The sequence below is a fragment of the Absicoccus sp. genome (assembly GCF_034090965.1).
GTDB classification, from domain to species: Bacteria; Bacillota_I; Bacilli_A; order Erysipelotrichales; family Erysipelotrichaceae; genus Absicoccus; species Absicoccus intestinalis.
The window spans coordinates 47,174-64,687 of the sequence record NZ_JAXDRQ010000059.1; the positions used below are offsets into that span (position 1 = coordinate 47,174).

Genomic DNA, 17,514 nt, shown 5'->3' on the forward strand with positions numbered 1-17,514 from the left:
CAACCATCCAAAAAAGGCATCGAAGCTCGATGTCTTATACATATTCTTGAATGATTTGAATGGTTTTTTGGATATCCTTTTGATCGTGGGCATCGGAAATAAACATCGCTTCAAATTGGCTGGGTGCCACATAAATGCCATGATCCAATAGGGTATGGAAATAGTTCGCAAAGGCTTGGGTATCACTGGTTTTTGCACTTTGATAATCGACAACTTCTTGATTCGTAAAGAAGACGCTCATCAATGATCCGACCTGATTGACTGTATAGCCTTTCTTTCGATAGGCTTGGGCCAATTGCTTCGTTTTTTGATCGATGCGTTCATAGATATCTGGATCCGCCATTAATATCTTTAAGGTCTCGATTCCAGCGGTGGTCGCAATGGGATTGCCCGATAAGGTTCCTGCTTGATAGACCGAGCCGATGGGTGCGATCACATCCATAATTTCTTTTTTGCCGCCATAGGCAGCCAAAGGCATACCACCCCCAATGATCTTTCCAAAGGTTGCCAGATCGGGTTGGATACCATAATATTGACTGGCACCGCCTAGAGCTAATCGGAATCCGGTGATTACTTCATCAAAGATCAAAACGGTATCATAGCTTTGGGTAATCTTTCGTAAAAATTGTAAATAGCCAGGTTTGGGTGGAACTACACCCATATTGGCCGCTACGGGTTCAATGATCAGAGCGGCAATTTGATGGGGATATCGTTCAAACAATTGTTGGATGGCTTTTTCATCATTGTATGGCGCCAATAGCGTTGTTTTCGTATATCCTTCGGGTACGCCATCGCTATTCGCTACGGCTTGGGTCAATAAACCCGAACCGGCTTTAACCAATAAGCCATCGGAATGGCCATGATAACACCCTATACATTTGATGATGTAATCGCGGTGGGTATACCCACGTGCGGCACGAATCGCACTCATACAGGCTTCCGTTCCACTACTGACTAGGCGTAATTTTTCAACAGCTGGATACGCCTGTTGGACCAATTGGGCCAATTCACTTTCTTTTTGGGTGGGGGCCCCAAACGTTAATCCTTGGCTACATGCTTTTTGTACCGCTTGGATAACTTGCGGATGGGCATGTCCTAAAATGCCGGGTCCCCAACTACAGACATAATCAATAAACGTATTGCCATCGATATCCATCACCTTGTCCCCTTGCGCATGATCAATAAATAAAGGCGTACCACCGACGGATTGAAACGCACGTACGGGTGAATTAACTCCACCTGGCATCAATTCAGAAGCCTGCGCAAAGGCTTTTTCGGAATGGTCAAAATGCATAGACTTCACCCGTTTCTAACCAATGGGCCATCTCTAAGGCATGATAGGTAATGATGATTTGTGCACCCGCTCGTTTCATGGCCATCAAATTTTCACATACGATACGTTTTTCATCGATCATTCCAGCTTTGGCAGCGGCTTTGACCATGGCATATTCCCCACTGACATTATAGACAGCCAAAGGTACATCATATTGTTCCGATACGGCTTTGACCACATCCAAATAGGCCAATGCAGGTTTGACCATGACAATGTCAGCGCCCATATCGATATCATTCTCTACTTCGCGAACGCCTTCTTTTCCATTGCGTGGATCCATTTGATACGATCGACGATCCCCGAAACAAGGAGCAGACCCAGCCGCATCTCGGAAAGGTGAATAATAGCCCGATGCATATTTTGCGCTATAGCCCATGATCGGTGTTTGATAAAAACCATGGGCATCCAAGGCTTGGCGAATGGCGGTGATGTCGCCATCCATCATATCGCTAGGTGCAACCATGTCGGCACCAGCTTGGACACAGCACACGGCCATCTTGGCCAATAACGGTAAGGTCTCATCGTTTAATATGGTATGTTCATGTACCAAGCCACAATGTCCATGATCGGTATATTCACATAAACATACATCCGCAACCACCAATTGATGTGGTAACTTCGATTTGATATAGGTAATGGCTTGTGCCAAAATGCCCTGGGGATCGTAGGCAGCAGATCCTACGGCATCTTTATGAGCGGGTACGCCAAATAATAAGATACCGGAGATACCGGATGCTTGTACGCGTTCTAATTCTTCATCGATGCGATCCAAGGAATAGCGATAAATGCCTGGCATCGTGTCAATGGGTTCTTTGACGTTGGTGCCTTCGACCACAAATAGGGGATAAATCAGATCTTTTGGATCCAGTCGGGTCTCACAGACTAAATTGCGTAAGGTCTCATTTTGACGGAGACGACGAAATCGTTTCATAAACATTCCTCCAATTTCTGTATCAAACTTGAAATGGTTGCTTGTTGAGCAACTTGTATATTTTGTATATGATGGGCAGCCAGAGCCGCTTGTGTATAGGGTCCAATAGCCAAGACTTGCGTGTGTGAATCGATTTGTCCGTCGTGTTGAAAAAAAGCGTGAACCCCTTGAGCACTACCAAAAATCGCAAAGTCTTCATGAATATCTTGCACAGGACCAATGGTCGTATCATAGATGGGAATCTGGGTATAGTCAATGCCGGCTGCATCCAATCGCCTAGACAATACCGAATTCCCTTTTTGGGCTCGTAAGATCAATAGGTTGGCATCGGGCCATTCACATAAAAGATCCGCCAATCCATCGGATGTATAGGTCGATGGAATATGGTCTGCATGGATTCGATAGGTATCATATAAATACTTGGCGCTGCTCGGGCCGATGGTCACAAATTGGAGATGGCTGATTTCACGCACATCATCCACCATTTGGAACAGACCATCGATAACTGCTTTTCCAGTCAAGACCACATGACTATAGGCATGAAAATCGATTTTCTTAGGGCTATGATAGACAATTTGTACATACGCTTGTCGACTACATGGGATCGGGCATTGGTCTTGAAAGGTGCGGGTAAAATGGTCCGTGCCACAAACCACGACGCTTGGGGCCTTTGTGCGAAGATCCAAAGCAGCAACTTGTCCGATGACAAGGATGGCTGGAGTCCCGATTTGAGGATCTTTTAGTGCCGCTTTGATCGTTTCTAAGGTACAGTTCTTGCGATAGGCATCGTGTCGCGTACCGCGGCAAAGGATCGCCACCGGAGTAGAGCCGGGTTTTCCATTTTGGATCAGATCATCGGCAATTTGAGCGGCGTTGCCAACACTCATCAAAAAGACCAAGGTGCCGGGTAGTTGGGCGTATGGAGCCACATCCACTTTTCCGGTTCGAGTATGACCAGTAATCACACTAAAACTACGACTGATCGATCGATGCGTCAAGGGAATTCCCATGGTTTCCGGTACGGCAATGGCACTGGAAATGCCGGGAATCACTTCGTAGGGAATCTTTGCTTGGGCCAAGGCCATGCATTCTTCGCCGCCGCGGCCAAACACAAAGGGATCGCCGCCTTTTAAGCGTACAACGATCGAGGTCTTGCCTTTTTCAATCAATAATTGATTGATGGCTTCTTGGGATAGTGCATGTTGGCCGGCTCGTTTGCCCACATACATGGTTTCGGCCTTGGTTTGTTCGAGAATGGTTGCATCCACCAAGGCATCGTAAATCAATACATCACAGATTTGGATCAGATGTCGCACTTGGACGCTCATCAAATCTAGATTGCCGGGTCCTGCTCCGCATAGATAGACTTTACCCATAGAGAATACCTGCCATTTCTTGCATACAAGCATCGACCTGGTCTAGCTTGGTTTGGCGTGTAAGAATGGGCGAATCTTGATAAAACGCTTGAATTTGGAGAGTCTGATCATCGATCCATTGAGCATAGGCACTGGCGGCATCGTGACAATCTGCATGCATCAAAGCCATCAATTTGCGTTCGGTATCAAATAGGACATGGGTCTTTTTATCGTCAATGTCTTTGGGTAATGTGAATCCCGCTTTGGTTTCGATGGCAATGATTCCTTGTGCCGTAGCGGGCAGGATATCCAAAGCTTGAACAACATAAGAGCTCAAATCGATGTGCAAGCGATCCAATCCGGCTTGGGCAAGAATGAGACCGTCATAATCGCCTTCTTCTAATTTTCGCAGGCGGGTCTCTACATTGCCACGAATCGTCTTGATCTGACAAGTGGGATCGATGCGAGTATATAGCTGGGCGCGTCGGGGGCTGGATGTGCCAATGATCGCACCGGGTTGGATCTTGGTCTTGGAAATTAATAAATCAGCCGGATTGGCTCGAGCTAATACAGCAGGTACCGCAAAGCCATCTCTGATTTGACTGGGCATGTCCTTGCCACTATGGACAGCCATATCGATTTGATCATTCAATAAAGCTTGTTCAAACGCGGAAATAAATAAGCCTTTGCCACCAATGGATGCCAAAGATCGATCTTGGATCTGATCACCTTTGGAGATAATGGGTACGATTTGGACGGGGACTTGTAGCGCATCCACGACCATTTGTGTCTGGATCGTTGCTAGGGGTGATGTTCGTGTACCAATTCGTAATTTAGTCATTTTTTGCCTCTCTGAATAATTCTGCTAGTTTTGTTTGAAGCGCTATTTTGCGTTGGGATGGATCATGGATCGATCGAAGTAGTTTTTTACGATAGATCCCCATGGCTGTATTGATCGATCCCAAAGATGGGGGTAAGACCGTTTGAATCTGCGCTTTGATCCATTGGGTCAACAAGGGGCTTTTTCCACTGCTCGAGATGCCAATGATGACATCGTCTTGTTTGACGATAGCCGGAAAGATAAAAGTACATAAAGCGGGATCATCCACCACATTGACCAAGATGCGTTCTTGTTTACATTTTTGGGCAATCCAAGCATTGACTTTTCTTTGATTGGTAGCGGCAATGATCAAGTCATATCGTGTGTCGATATCTGTCGGCTTCACAGATCGGATCTCATAGGGATAGGATCGAAGGGAATCACAAATCGTTTCACTAATGATATGGATATCGGCACCAAATTGTTTCAATTGATTGGCTTTTCGTAAGGCTGTCTTTTGCCCACCAATGATCAAGACTTGTTTCTGATTGAGATCGATCATAACGGGAAAGTAACTCATTGGTTGGTCACCCACTTTTCAAGCCAGGAAGCGATGGCATCCATCTGTTCATAGGAGTCAGTCTTGCGTAATGAATAGACAAAAGATTCCATGGTTTTTTCTTTGATTTGGGGCAAATACGCAATCAGATCGTGCATCCGTAATTCTTTTAAAATGTCCGATACCCCTTGATCAATGGTAACTTGTGCCCTTTGGGCATAGCCCAGTTTCTTTTGATTATTGGTTTTGGCCAGTTGTTGAAAATGATCGATATTCAAATAGGTGCAATGGGGCAATTCTTGTAGATGTGGATCCATGTCGTTGGGAACGGCTAGATCGATAAACAAGCGTGGTTTCGTATCGATATGTTTTTCTAGTTCTGCTTTGGTGATCGTATAATGAGGACTGGATGTAGCACTGATGATGACATCGGCTTGTGGAATCAGGTCATATCGTTCTTTGTAGGGTTTCATCGTTACTTGTGGATAGGTCGCAAACAAAGAAACATTGTGTTGACGGGTCGTACCAATCAGCGCGATGTTTGGTTTGGCCAGGATGTTTTTGGCGGTGATGCTGCCAATCTTGCCACTAATCCCAATGATCAATACAGAATGAGCGCCAAAGTCAAACACCGCATGGGCCGCCAAGGTACCTATGGAAACGGAAGTGGAAGACAGTCCGGTCTGGGTCTTGATTTGTTTCACCGTTTTCATGACCATTTGAAAGATCGTATTAAACGTATACGAGGTCTTTTTTAATTGACGCGCATCTTCATAGGCTTCTTTGACTTGACGATAGATTTCATCTTCCCCCAAGACCATGGAGTCCATGCCACAGGCTACGCGTGCCAAATGACGAATGGCACCAGCCGATGTATAGGTCGCAATATAGGGCATCAAAGCATCGCGATCCAATGCTTTGAAACGACAGAGTTGTTCTTCCATCGCATTGATGTCGATGTCAAAATAGATTTCCAAACGGTTACAAGTAGAAAGGATAACGCATTGTCCTTCGATCTGGTCAAAAAATTGTGCTTTTTCATTGAAATCAAAGGCCAATAAATTGCGAATTTCAATGGGAGCTATTTTATAGGAGATACTGATACAATTCATGGTTTTTATTATACTACAAACCGACTTGGCTTTGGTTGCCTAGGCAAATCACTAAAAGTTTTGTATAGTAATGATAAAGGATAACTTAACATATATGCTTTATAATATTTCTTTTGATATCTGTGCAATTGCTTTGACATGGATGGCCATTTATACCCTTTTTTATCGGCGCAACCACCATACACGTTCCAGTCGGATCTTTTTGATCTTATTGTTGATGCACATGGTTGCTTTGATCACCGACATTGCGAGTACCTTTGCGAATTCCTATCCCACTCTCACATCACCTTTTTTCCGTGATGCGATGAACTTTATTTTTTTAGCTATCCATTCCAGTGAAGCTTTTGTGTTCCTATACTTTTTGATCGTTGACTTAGAAATTGGGCATACGACCCATCGTTATACAAAGATCTTGCTCCTTTTCCCTGAGTGTTGTTTCATTCTTTTTCCTTTGCTTCTTAATCCTTGGACCCACGCGGTTTTCTATTATGACAAAGCCAATCTGTATGTCCATGGATCCATGATGTATATGCTCTATGGGGCTGTGTATTTGTATCTGGCCCTTTCTCTGGGTTTGATCATTCATAAAAGAGAGCGTTTGACACAACGGCAATATCGTACCTTATTGTATTTATTTCTATTGTCAGGCATACCGGTTTTGATCCAAAGTCTTTTCATGCCTCACCAACTCATTGAAATGTATTTTCAGGCTTTAGGTTTCTATGGCTTTTTACAACTCATTGATCCCATTGATGAATACTATCATCCGGTTACGCGTATCAAAAATTTTCAAGCGATGATCAACGATCTATCACCCTATTTTGTGAATCAACGATCAACCTATGCCATCATCCTAAAAATATCGCAATTGGACGTCTTATCGTTTTTCTCTCAAACAAATGATATTTCGCATAGTTATCGTTTAATGATCACCGATTGGCTAGCCAATCTTGTGGAAAAGGGACATTGTTACGATTGTGAATATGGCATCTATGTCTTAACTATCAATGATGATCCCACATTCATTTGTCAAATCATCCAAAATCGTATGGCCAATCCCTGGCAGCATCGCCAATACGCTTACCAATTTTCGGTTCAGATCACGGCAGTACAAATTGGTGAAGATATTCATTCCATGGATACTTTTGGCCAAATGGTGCACATCCCGTATTTTCATACGGAACAGGGATGTGTATTCCAAACCGTAGAAGATCTTGAACGGGAGTCAAAAGAATTCATGACGCATCAAAGACCGGAAATCCCCTTTGCGTTGCAAGAAGCTTTGGATGCGTTTCTTCATGGCTTTGCGACCTTGACTCCAGCGGAACGATCCATTACGGATTTATACATCCATGGTCATGAGATTCGTGAAATTCCGGATATCGCTTGTATTAGTGCCAATACGGTCAAAAAGCACAACAAAAATATCTATCGGAAATTGGGCATCAAGTCCAAAGAAGAATTATTGATTTATGTGGATCTCTTTCAACGATGTGGTCGTATCCAGGATCTCTATTCATATGCCAAATAGTACCCTAGGGGTACTATTTGAACGTTTTTTATCATGGTATAAATAAAATAGAAAGAGAGGAAATCCCATGAAAAAGCGTTTGCTGATCAGCTTGTTTACTATCTTATTCTTGGTGGTGGGGTGTGGCAGTGCCAAATATGCGAATAGTAAATATCTTGGCACATGGAAGGCTACTCAAGCCGAAGCGTATGGTGTATCGATTTCAACGGAATCTGTTATTGGTGAATTCTCCATGGATCTAAAGGAAGATGGTAGTGCAAAAGTAATCATCGATAAAGATACATACAAAGGAGAATGGGAAGAAATCAAAGAGGGGATCCAATTAAAAGATGCCAAAGATACGATGGATTTCAAAGCCAAAGATGGCCATTTGATCCTTGAATACAGTGGAGCTACGATCCTCTTTGAAAAACAAAAGTAAAGGTACGATCACATAAGATCGTACCCTTTGTTTTTTAGACTGATTTCTAATTCTTCCTCTTCTTCACAATGAATCAACATAATGGGTTGTGAGGTGTCCCAACCAAACGTTGTATATAAATAATCAATATTGATGTTGCATTCTTTGACATCTTCCAATAAATGGTTCAAGCTACCCACTTCATTGGAAACACGAACGGCTAAAACGGAATCCAAGTGAGTCAAGTATCGTTTCTTTAAGATTTCTTGTGCTTTCTCTGTGTCGGAAACGATCATACGGACAATCGCGAAAGCAGAACTATCATTGGTCAATAGCGCATATAAATTGATATTGGCATCGGCTAATTCTTTCGTAATATCGTTGATTGCGCCTTTCTTATTTTCGGCAAAAACCGAAAGTTGTTTCATCATGGTTGCATCCTCCTAAGTTTCCTCTATTATACGCGGAATTATGATAAGATACCAATAGAACATAGGTTTGGAGGTAAAGAAAATGGAAGAAACACGTCCTTATGTCAGCTGGGATCTCATTCAATCGTTTATGATCGATGCGTTTCAAGCAGCTGGTGTACCGAAAGAAGATGCCAAAATTTGTACCGATGTATTGATGGAAAGCGATCGTCGTGGAATTGAAAGTCATGGAACCAACCGTTTCAAACCCATTTATATCGATCGCATCAATGATGGAATTTTAAATCCAGTTACAAATTATGAAATATTAAAGGATACACCCACTACTTGTGTAGCCGATGCGCATGATGGAATGGGTATGGTGGCAAGTTATAAAATGATGACTTCATTGATTGAAAAAGCGAAAAAATATGGCCTAGCAATGGGTGCTATCAAGAATTCCTCGCATTATGGCATTGCCGGCTATTGGGCAACCATGGCTAGTAAAGAAGGATTGTTAGGAATTACCGGAACCAATGCTCGTCCATCGATTGCACCTACGTTTGGTGTGGAAAATATGATGGGAACCAATCCACTCACCTTCGCATTCCCAACGGATGAAGATTTTGACTTTATTTTAGATTGCGCTACTTCGATCGTACAACGCGGTAAGATCGAATATTATGCGCGTTCAGGCAAGCCAACCCCAAAAGGTATGGTCATTGCGCATGATGGTACGGCACTAACGGATTCCGAAGAAATTCTAAAGAAATTAGTAGAAGGCACAGCCGCTCTAACACCATTGGGTGGTATTGGCGAAGAAATGGCAGGTTATAAAGGTTATGGCTATGCCGCAGTTGTAGAAATTTTATCGGCAGCCCTAACGGGTGGTTTATTCATGAAAGATCTAACGAATAAGAATCCCGATGGAACGAAACGACCTTATCATTTGGGTCATTTCTTCCTAGTGATCAACCCTGAATTCTTTATGGGTCTGGATACCTTCAAGAAAACGGCTGGTGATATCTTGCGTGGTTTACGCAACAGCCAAAAAGCACCTGGTGAAGATCGTATCTATACAGCGGGTGAAAAAGAATGGGATGTTTGGCAAGTACGCAAAGATAAAGGTGTCCCAATGGGTGAAGGTGTGCAAAACGATTTCAAAGCAGTACGAGATATGTATCATTTGGACTACAAATTCCCTTTTGAAAAATAATCAATGGAAGGCAGCCTAAGCTGCCTTTTTTATGTCTATCGACTTATCTAGGTTGATGATCGATGATTTGACGATGCATGAAATGAATCACGACCGAGTATTAGACACGGTACTCCTTTTCTAAGGACATCAAATATTCTCTTACTATTTCATCTTTTTTAAATGTGCTTTATTTGAATATAGACGTATTATATATCACCGGAAGAGTGGGAATTCTATGAACAAAATCACAAGATTTTTAGAAGTACCTGTAGTTGCTGGAACTCTGTTTACATTGGGCCATATCGCCGTTAAAGCAGCGGAACCTACGACACAACCAGAACCTGTCGCACAAACAACAGAGACAACCAGTCAAAACGAAAATGAGGATATCCAACCGGTCGAAGTGGACAATCGAACGGAATAGGAAACGAAGATCAAGGAAGCACAAGATTTGGGTATCGACATTCAAACGATCAACAATCAACAAGAGCTGCCAAAAACGTAACAAGAACTGCATGATTATTATCAATCACAGATCGACGCCTTGAATCAAGCCATTCAACAACAAAAACAGTACAATGATGCATATGCCAAGGAACAAGAAAAAGCGTTCGCGACCGTGATCCAGGATCCCGAATATAAACAAAATGAATGGTCCATGGATCAGTTCAAAGAACTAGTTGACGGGGATTTCAATAAGGTCACGGTTATCTCCAAAAGTCCAAACAAATCGTTACAATTGGAAACCCATCTAAAAGAAAATGGGTATCTTCATAAAGCGGATTATTGGATCTATCGCAATGTATTTCTCGATAGTAAAACAGGTGATCCCATCAATTTACGTTTTGACATCCTCAAAATTCAACAGAATGCAACCGCAGGAGCCAATGAAACAGGCAATGATCTAGATGCATTACCTGAAATAGAAAAAACTCGATTATCTTTTATTGACAAAAATCAAGTGGCTCTGTGGTATGATAATGCCCAATTGACTATGAAAGTATCTTTCTTAGATGCGAACGATGATCCCGTGGTATTGGAAAAGCCATTGGTGATCATTACGGATGTAGACGATAATCAAGCTGTGAAGATGGATGAGATGAACGTAAAATGGTTAAAGGGTAAAAATTTAGTGGATCGAAATGGCATCGTTGGTAATTTTGGCACGTATCGAGATACTACACCCGACAATCGAAGTGCTTGGATGATGTATGCCTTACCGGCAACCGATCATTTCACATATACATTCTATTCTTTTTCAAGCTCTTTTGGTGGGGTCTATCAAGGAGTTGGATCGGAAACGATTTCCTATACAAGACCCAATAAACAAATGGTGCAATGGGAGGGTCAAGATATCCAATTGACCGATTTATTTGTATCACAACCAAGTACACCATCAAAACCAAATGTGATTGTTTCGCATCCAACCCAAGCCCATATCACGACAACTTCAACGAATGTGGTTCCAGCTTCGACTTCTGTTGAAACTTCATCCACCGTTTCAACGGGTGTTTCTTTATCTTGGATGAGTTCACTATTTGGTTGTATCCTTTCTGGCCTTGGTTTGATTTCCATCAAAAAAAGAAGTTGAGTCAACTTCTTTTTTTTGGCTAAAATTTGATCGTATGTGGACTTTCCTTGAAACTATAGAATGTCGCACTTGCATTTTTTAGATAGAAACAAGCCATATTTCCATCCCCTACGGCATAGCTTTCTTTTTGTTCAGGAAAAGCTTCCAACATTTCTCTTTGGACATCTTCATCTGGATCTAAAACAACTTCTGCTTGAACACGGACCCATCGATCCTTTTGGATCGCAGAAAGCTCAATTTTCGGATTTTTCAAAAGTTGTTGCGCCATCTTCTTTTTTAGACCCGTTTGAAAATAAAATTTACGTTGATAGATCAATTGCGTACTCATTGGTCGTACATGGCCATTTTGTTTCCTTCTTTATTCCAAACACATCATCAAGACAAATCCCAGTGCAAAACAAATCGTTCCCCAATTCGAATGCGCTCCTTCACTCATTTCGGGAATCAATTCTTCCACGACTACATACAACATGGCTCCAGCCGCAAAGGCCAAGAAAGAAGGCATCAATGGAACGATCCAAGCGGATAACCAAATTGTCAATAAAGCACCGACTGGTTCTACGGCTCCAGATCCAACCCCAGCTAAAAAGGTTTTCCATCGTGACATACCAGCGGCTTTTAGAGGCATGGATACGATCGCTCCTTCCGGTACATTTTGAATGGCAATCCCCATCGCTAATGCGAAGGCACCGGCTTGACCAATGGTAGAGTTTGATAACCAACCGGCATATACGACGCCCACCGCCATTCCTTCCGGAAGATTATGAAGCGTGACCGCTAATAAAAGTTTGGTTGATTTGTTTAAAGACGTATGTGGGCCTTCTTCTTGATCATCCATATGCGTATGCGGGATCACAACATCCAGCAACAACAAAAAGCCAATCCCTAATAAAAAACCAATCGCAACGGACCATACCGTTTTGGCTTGTGCTAATGCTGGTTGTAGTAAGCTCCAAAAACTGGCAGCGACCATGATGCCGGCAGCAAAACCAGTCAGCATCCGTTGGCTGGTTTGAGAAAGGGGCTTACGCATAAATAGGACAAAAGAAGCACCTATGGATGTTCCTAAAAAAGGAATCAAAAGACCTTGGATAATTTCTCTGTTCATACTTCTAGATTACCATATCTATTGTAAAAAGTAGATGAAGATATAAAAAAAATCGCCAATTGGCGATTATTTTTCTATTGGTGGAGCGTATCGGGATCGAACCGATGACCCCCTGCTTGCAAAGCAGGTGCTCTCCCATCTGAGCTAACACCCCATGGTATAAAATTGAATGGTGGGCCTGAATGGATTTGAACCAGCGACCTCACCCTTATCAGGGGTGCGCTCTAACCAACTGAGCTACAGGCCCATAAGTCATTCACTGAATGATCAATAATAATATCACTAGCCCCAAACCATGTCAAACACTTTTTTATATTTTTTTTATAAAAAAACAAGGTTTCTACACCTTGTCTATTCTAATAATTTATATTCTTGCTTAAAACTTATCTGGCATCCCAGTAAATCGATGCTTTCACCTGATCACATTTTTCTTTTCCCAATAGCTTCTCAATAATCGCATACGCAAAATCAATACTTGCCGCTGCACTGATTCCCGTTATGATATTTCCATCCGTAACCACATACTGATATTGATACTCTCCACCAAAATCTTCATCTAATTCTTTAAAACAAGTATATTTTTTTCCTTTTAATATTCCTTCCTGTCCTAAAATCGTAGGTGAAGCACATATTGCAGCCAACACTTTCTTTTTGGCAAATTCATGTATTAAAGATAATACATCTTTATTCTTCTTTAATTTCTGATAATGTGGCCCTCCTGGAAGGATCAGACAATCCGCTTTCGAAAAATCATATTCACTGAATAAAATAGATGGAGAATATGTCACATTAAACCTTCCTGTTACTTCATTTCCTTCCACACGAATCACATCAACCTGGATGCCTGCTCTTCTTAATAAAGCAATGGGTCCCATCGCTTCTAACTCTTCAAATCCATTATCCATTATAATTGCAGCTATCATATACATTCCTCCTGAGTTTATTATATCATTTGAACTCTTAAGAAAAAATATTATAATGAAATTGGAGGTAGTTATGAAAAATAAATTATTTACATCGAATGTTGATTTTTTATTATCCAATGCGATCTTATTTGTCACTGGTCTAATCGTCACTTTTTTCAACATTCATCTGGTTTTAACAGCTTCTCGAATAATCGGAATTGTTTCTTTAACTCTGGGTATTTATTTACTTTACATATTTTTCTTTAAACAAATAACTGGTTCTTCTCCTTTCTTTATAGGATTTATGTGTTTTATTACAGGATTAATAATGGTTATCAAACCAGATCTTGTGATTTCTTTTTTACCAATGGTCATTGGTGTGATTCTTATAATCGGTTCTTTGCTGCAATTAAAAAAGACTTTATTGCTTCGCTACAACAAAGATTCTTTTTTCACTGTAATGCTTGTTATCAACATTCTATTTCTTATTGCTGGCTTATCTTTATTTTTAGATCCAATTCAATCCTTATCCAATATTATAAAAATTGTTGGAATTCTTATGATTCTATATTCTATTTACTCCACAGTTGGTGCTTTATTAGCAGATAAATATATAAATTAAAAGCGGGATTTTTCCCGCTTCTTTTATAATTGTGATTTTAAATAGGCAAATATAAATCCATCCAGATCTCCATCCAGTACCGATTGTACCTGACTGGTTTCATATCCAGTACGCGCATCTTTGACCAGTGAATAAGGATGCATTACATAACTTCGAATCTGACTTCCCCATTCATTGGCAAGCTGTTCTCCTTTGATTTCATTCATTTTCTTTTCCTGTTTTTCAATCTCCAGCTGGTATAAACGAGATTTTAAAACACGTAAAGCTTCTTCTCTATTTTCATGCTGAGAACGACCATTCTGACACGTAGATACAATTCCAGTTGGTTTATGCACCATTCGAATCGCAGAATCCGTTTTATTGATATGCTGTCCACCCGCTCCAGAAGCTCGTTTTGTTTCGATGATCAGGTCTTCTGGTTTGATTTCAATTTCAATTTCATCATTGAATTGTGGCATGACATCTAAAGACGCAAAGGAAGTGTGACGTCTGGCTCCTGAATCAAATGGAGAAATTCGAACAAGACGATGCACGCCTTTTTCCGATTTTAAATAGCCATAGGCTTTATCCCCTTCCACAAGGAAGGTTACACTTTTGATCCCTGCCACTTCTCCAGGCTGATAATCCAGCACTGTAACTTTGTATCCATGCTGCATCGCATATCTGGTATACATTCGATACAGCATATCCGCCCAGTCACAGCTTTCAGTTCCTCCTGCTCCTGGATGCAGTTCTAAAATCGCATTGTTCTGATCGTATTCATGAGACAGTAAAACAGAAATCTCAAAGGAATCCATTTTTTCTTTGGTTTCCTGATATTCCATTTCGGTCAGTTCCATAAGCTCTTCATCAAAATCTATTTCCAGTTCTTTTAAACTTTCGGATAAAGACTGAAACTGTTCACTTAAAGATTCATACTGGTCTACTATTTCTTTATTCGCATTTCGTTTACGAATCGTGGATTGAGCTTTCTTTGAATCGTTCCAAAATCCATCCTGCAGAATTTTTCGATCCAGCTCTTCAACCTGAAATTTTTTTTCTTCTAAGTCAAAGAGACTCACCTAAAGAAGATAACTTCTTCAGGTGAGTTTCCAATCCTTGTCTTAATTCATAAAGTTCCATTATGCTTTTTTAATTCGTCTTTTCGCCATTTCTTTTGCTTTTTCTAAGGCAGGATTTTTTGGCTCTTTACGAATACGTACTTTTAATAAGAAGAATGTGATTTCACGAGAAATACGAGCATTCATTTCTTCAAACATATCAAATCCTTCCTGAACATATTGCTGTAATGGATTGTTTTGTGCATATGAACGAAGATAAATACCACCTCTTAATTTATCCATACGGTAAATATGAGCAATCCAGTTACGGTCAATGTTACGAAGAACGACTGTTTTTTCAAATGGTAAGAATTGTGCTCTTACTGGTGAAATTTCGTTTTCATATTCTGTCCACATTTTATTCAAACAGTATTCTTTTGCCTGAGTGGCATCTTTTCCTTCCAGTTCGGAAGCATGGATACGTTTTTCTTCTGTTAATCCCATCATTTCCAGTGATTTACAAACTCCAGGAATATCCAATGGATTTTTCTTATCGTTTGTTAAATTAGCCTGAATGGTTTGTTGAATGGTCTGATCAAATACATTGTGGACCGTTTCATGAACATCCTGACTTTCCAGAATACGATTTCTCTGGGCATAAATAATTTCACGCTGTCTACGCAATACATCATCGTAATCCAATAACTGTTTACGCATATCAAAGTTGTATCCTTCAACACGTTTTTGTGCCATTGTGATGGATTTTGTAACCGTCTTTGATTCGATTCGTTCGGCTTCTCCTAATTTGTCAAACATTTTCTGCAGTTTGTCTCCACCAAAACGAACCATTAATGAATCTTCTAAAGATACATAGAAACGTGAGAATCCTGGATCTCCCTGACGTCCAGAACGACCACGAAGCTGATTATCAATACGTCTGGATTCATGACGTTCCGATCCTAGTACAGCCAAACCACCTAATTTTCTGGATTCAGCCGTTAATTTGATATCGGTACCACGTCCTGCCATGTTTGTGGCAATGGTTACGGCTTTAGGTCTACCTGCTAAAGCCACAATTTCTGCTTCACGTGCATGGTTTTTCGCATTTAATAATTCATGTGGAATTCTTTCTTTTTTCAGCATTTTTGAAATCAGTTCACTGGTTTCTACCGCAATGGTACCTACCAGTACTGGCTGTCCTTTTTCATACAGGCGTTTTACTTCACGAACCAGAGCTTCGTATTTATCTTTTTTATGAGCATAAACTTCATCTGGCAGATCTTCACGAATGACTGGTACGTTTGTAGGAATCACAATAACTTTCATATTGTATGTAGAAAGGAATTCCTCTTCTTCTGTTTTAGCAGTACCGGTCATACCTGCCAGTTTTTCATACAGACGGAAAAAGTTCTGATATGTAATAGTTGCCAGAGTGGAAGTTTCTTCTTTGATTGGAACCCCTTCTTTGGCTTCGATTGCCTGGTGCAGCCCATCAGAGTAGGCTCTTCCTGGCATCAAACGTCCTGTAAACTGGTCAACGATCACAATTTCTTTTTCATCACTGACAACGTATTCAATTTCATTTGTCATAATGTAGTTGGCACGCAATGCCTGATTGATGTGATGTACCAGCTGTGTATGTTCAATTTCATACAGGTTGTCAATTTTAAAATAACGTTCTGCTTTACGAACTCCATCTTCAGACAACATAACCTGACGTGTTTTTTCATCAATGTCATAGTCTCCAGAAACCAGTTCTTTTTCATGTGTAAATTTATCGGTTTCATATTCAGGAGCCACTAATGTTTTGACAAAACGATCGGCCTGAATATATAAATTTGCGGTCTGTTTACGTCCACCAGAAATAATTAATGGCGTACGAGATTCGTCAATTAAAATAGAGTCCACTTCATCGACAATGGCCATATGAAGTCCTCTCATAACACGATCTTCTACTTTTGTGACCATATTGTCACGTAAATAATCAAATCCTAATTCAGAGTTTGTTGTATATGTGATATCACAATTGTATGCTTCTCTTTTTTCTCTGGCATTCAATTCACGTCTATTAACACCTACGCTCAATCCTAAGAATCGATAGATTTCACCCATCCAGCTGGCATCACGTCCAGCTAAATATTCATTGACAGTAATGACATGTACACCTTCCCCTTTTAAAGCATTTAAGTATACACACATAGTTGCCGTTAATGTCTTTCCTTCACCGGTCTTCATTTCCGCAATGTCACCTTTATGCATCGCAATGGAACCCATAACCTGTACTTTATATGGTTTTTCATTGATTACACGATAAGCCGCTTCACGAGCTGTTGCGAATGCTTCTGGTAATAAATCATCTACCGTTTCTCCATTTTGTAGACGTGATCTATATTCATTGGTTTTATTTCTTAATTCTTCATCTGATAACTTCTGCATTTCTGGTTCATAGCTTAATACCTGATCAGCAATTTTTTCCAGTCCAGCTAATTCCCTTTGTTCTTCTGAGAACATCTTTTTAAAGAACCCTGCCATTGTATCCCTCCTAAAATTTTCGTATCATAACAAATATTATCACAAAACACAAAAAAAAAATAGGGAA

Annotated in this window: 18 protein-coding genes and 2 tRNA genes; 6 read left to right on the forward strand and 14 right to left on the reverse strand. The window is 40.8% G+C overall.

Annotation, left to right across the window (positions count from 1 at the left end):
* Positions 1–34: 34 nt before the first annotated feature.
* Genes hemL through hemA form a run of 6 tightly spaced genes read right to left on the reverse strand, consistent with a single transcriptional unit; the run spans position 35 to position 6,110 of the window.
* Entirely contained in the window at positions 35–1,294 is a 1,260-nt protein-coding gene (gene hemL, locus SOS22_RS08855; protein ID WP_320596968.1) for a glutamate-1-semialdehyde 2,1-aminomutase, read from the reverse strand.
* Positions 1,284–2,264 (reverse strand): porphobilinogen synthase, encoded by a 981-nt coding sequence (gene hemB / locus SOS22_RS08860; RefSeq protein ID WP_320596969.1) that lies wholly within the window; start codon positions 2,262–2,264, stop codon positions 1,284–1,286. The genes hemL and hemB overlap by 11 nt, the downstream gene beginning before the upstream one ends.
* Positions 2,261–3,640 (reverse strand): uroporphyrinogen-III C-methyltransferase, encoded by a 1,380-nt coding sequence (gene cobA, locus SOS22_RS08865; protein WP_320325556.1) that lies wholly within the window; start codon positions 3,638–3,640, stop codon positions 2,261–2,263. Before cobA ends, hemB begins: the two co-directional genes overlap by 4 nt.
* Positions 3,633–4,460: a hydroxymethylbilane synthase gene (hemC, locus tag SOS22_RS08870; protein ID WP_320325557.1), complete on the reverse strand. Its 828-nt coding sequence runs from the start codon at positions 4,458–4,460 to the stop codon at positions 3,633–3,635. Before hemC ends, cobA begins: the two co-directional genes overlap by 8 nt.
* Positions 4,453–5,019 (reverse strand): bifunctional precorrin-2 dehydrogenase/sirohydrochlorin ferrochelatase, encoded by a 567-nt coding sequence (locus SOS22_RS08875; protein ID WP_320325558.1) that lies wholly within the window; start codon positions 5,017–5,019, stop codon positions 4,453–4,455. Before SOS22_RS08875 ends, hemC begins: the two co-directional genes overlap by 8 nt.
* Entirely contained in the window at positions 5,016–6,110 is a 1,095-nt protein-coding gene (gene hemA / locus SOS22_RS08880; RefSeq protein ID WP_320325559.1) for a glutamyl-tRNA reductase, read from the reverse strand. Before hemA ends, SOS22_RS08875 begins: the two co-directional genes overlap by 4 nt.
* A gap of 94 nt (positions 6,111–6,204) precedes the next feature.
* On the opposite strand from hemA, the gene SOS22_RS08885 reads away from it, so the two are divergent.
* Positions 6,205–7,641, forward strand: a complete 1,437-nt coding sequence (locus SOS22_RS08885) for a LuxR C-terminal-related transcriptional regulator (RefSeq protein WP_320596970.1) — start codon at positions 6,205–6,207, stop codon at positions 7,639–7,641.
* 67 nt (positions 7,642–7,708) lie between these two features.
* Positions 7,709–8,062, forward strand: coding sequence for a hypothetical protein (locus tag SOS22_RS08890; RefSeq protein WP_320325561.1), 354 nt, complete (start codon positions 7,709–7,711; stop codon positions 8,060–8,062).
* An 8-nt stretch (positions 8,063–8,070) separates the two neighbouring features.
* Here SOS22_RS08890 and SOS22_RS08895 read toward each other — a convergent pair whose 3' ends face one another.
* Positions 8,071–8,472: an ACT domain-containing protein gene (locus SOS22_RS08895; protein ID WP_320596971.1), complete on the reverse strand. Its 402-nt coding sequence runs from the start codon at positions 8,470–8,472 to the stop codon at positions 8,071–8,073.
* A gap of 82 nt (positions 8,473–8,554) precedes the next feature.
* Here SOS22_RS08895 and SOS22_RS08900 point away from each other — a divergent pair, with 82 nt between their 5' ends.
* The 3 genes from SOS22_RS08900 (at position 8,555) to SOS22_RS08910 (ending at position 11,240) form a co-directional block, all read left to right on the forward strand.
* The gene (locus tag SOS22_RS08900; RefSeq protein WP_320325563.1) at positions 8,555–9,667 is read left to right on the forward strand and encodes an Ldh family oxidoreductase; all 1,113 of its coding nucleotides are present in this window, start codon (positions 8,555–8,557) and stop codon (positions 9,665–9,667) included.
* Between the two features lie 217 nt (positions 9,668–9,884).
* Positions 9,885–10,073 carry a hypothetical protein gene (locus tag SOS22_RS08905; protein WP_320325564.1) on the forward strand — a complete coding sequence of 63 codons (189 nt, stop codon included), beginning with the start codon at positions 9,885–9,887 and terminating at the stop codon, positions 10,071–10,073.
* Positions 10,074–10,193: 120 nt separating this feature from the next.
* A complete protein-coding gene (locus tag SOS22_RS08910) occupies positions 10,194–11,240 on the forward strand; it encodes a hypothetical protein (protein ID WP_320596972.1) in 1,047 nt (348 codons plus the stop codon).
* A gap of 19 nt (positions 11,241–11,259) precedes the next feature.
* Here SOS22_RS08910 and SOS22_RS08915 read toward each other — a convergent pair whose 3' ends face one another.
* The 5 genes from SOS22_RS08915 to SOS22_RS08935 all read right to left on the reverse strand — a co-directional run bounded on the left by SOS22_RS08915 (position 11,260) and on the right by SOS22_RS08935 (position 13,271).
* Positions 11,260–11,568 carry a pyridoxamine 5'-phosphate oxidase family protein gene (locus SOS22_RS08915; protein WP_320596973.1) on the reverse strand — a complete coding sequence of 103 codons (309 nt, stop codon included), beginning with the start codon at positions 11,566–11,568 and terminating at the stop codon, positions 11,260–11,262.
* A 30-nt stretch (positions 11,569–11,598) separates the two neighbouring features.
* A complete protein-coding gene (locus SOS22_RS08920; protein ID WP_320596974.1) occupies positions 11,599–12,348 on the reverse strand; it encodes a ZIP family metal transporter in 750 nt (249 codons plus the stop codon).
* Between the two features lie 78 nt (positions 12,349–12,426).
* Positions 12,427–12,502: transfer RNA gene (locus tag SOS22_RS08925), tRNA-Ala, on the reverse strand.
* A 16-nt stretch (positions 12,503–12,518) separates the two neighbouring features.
* A tRNA-Ile gene (locus SOS22_RS08930) sits at positions 12,519–12,595 on the reverse strand.
* A gap of 136 nt (positions 12,596–12,731) precedes the next feature.
* Entirely contained in the window at positions 12,732–13,271 is a 540-nt protein-coding gene (locus SOS22_RS08935) for a DJ-1/PfpI family protein (protein WP_154461686.1), read from the reverse strand.
* Positions 13,272–13,344: 73 nt separating this feature from the next.
* On the opposite strand from SOS22_RS08935, the gene SOS22_RS08940 reads away from it, so the two are divergent.
* Entirely contained in the window at positions 13,345–13,875 is a 531-nt protein-coding gene (locus tag SOS22_RS08940) for a DUF308 domain-containing protein (RefSeq protein WP_320596975.1), read from the forward strand.
* Between the two features lie 23 nt (positions 13,876–13,898).
* On the opposite strand, the gene prfB is transcribed toward SOS22_RS08940, so the two are convergent.
* Positions 13,899–14,997, reverse strand: a protein-coding gene (gene prfB, locus SOS22_RS08945) for a peptide chain release factor 2 (protein ID WP_320596976.1) whose coding sequence is annotated in 2 segments (ribosomal slippage) — positions 13,899–14,924 and positions 14,926–14,997 — 1,098 coding nt in all. Because the reading frame shifts where the segments join, the coding sequence is not laid out codon by codon here.
* A complete protein-coding gene (gene secA / locus SOS22_RS08950) occupies positions 14,997–17,447 on the reverse strand; it encodes a preprotein translocase subunit SecA (RefSeq protein ID WP_320596977.1) in 2,451 nt (816 codons plus the stop codon). Before secA ends, prfB begins: the two co-directional genes overlap by 1 nt.
* Between the last annotated feature and the right edge of the window lie 67 nt (positions 17,448–17,514).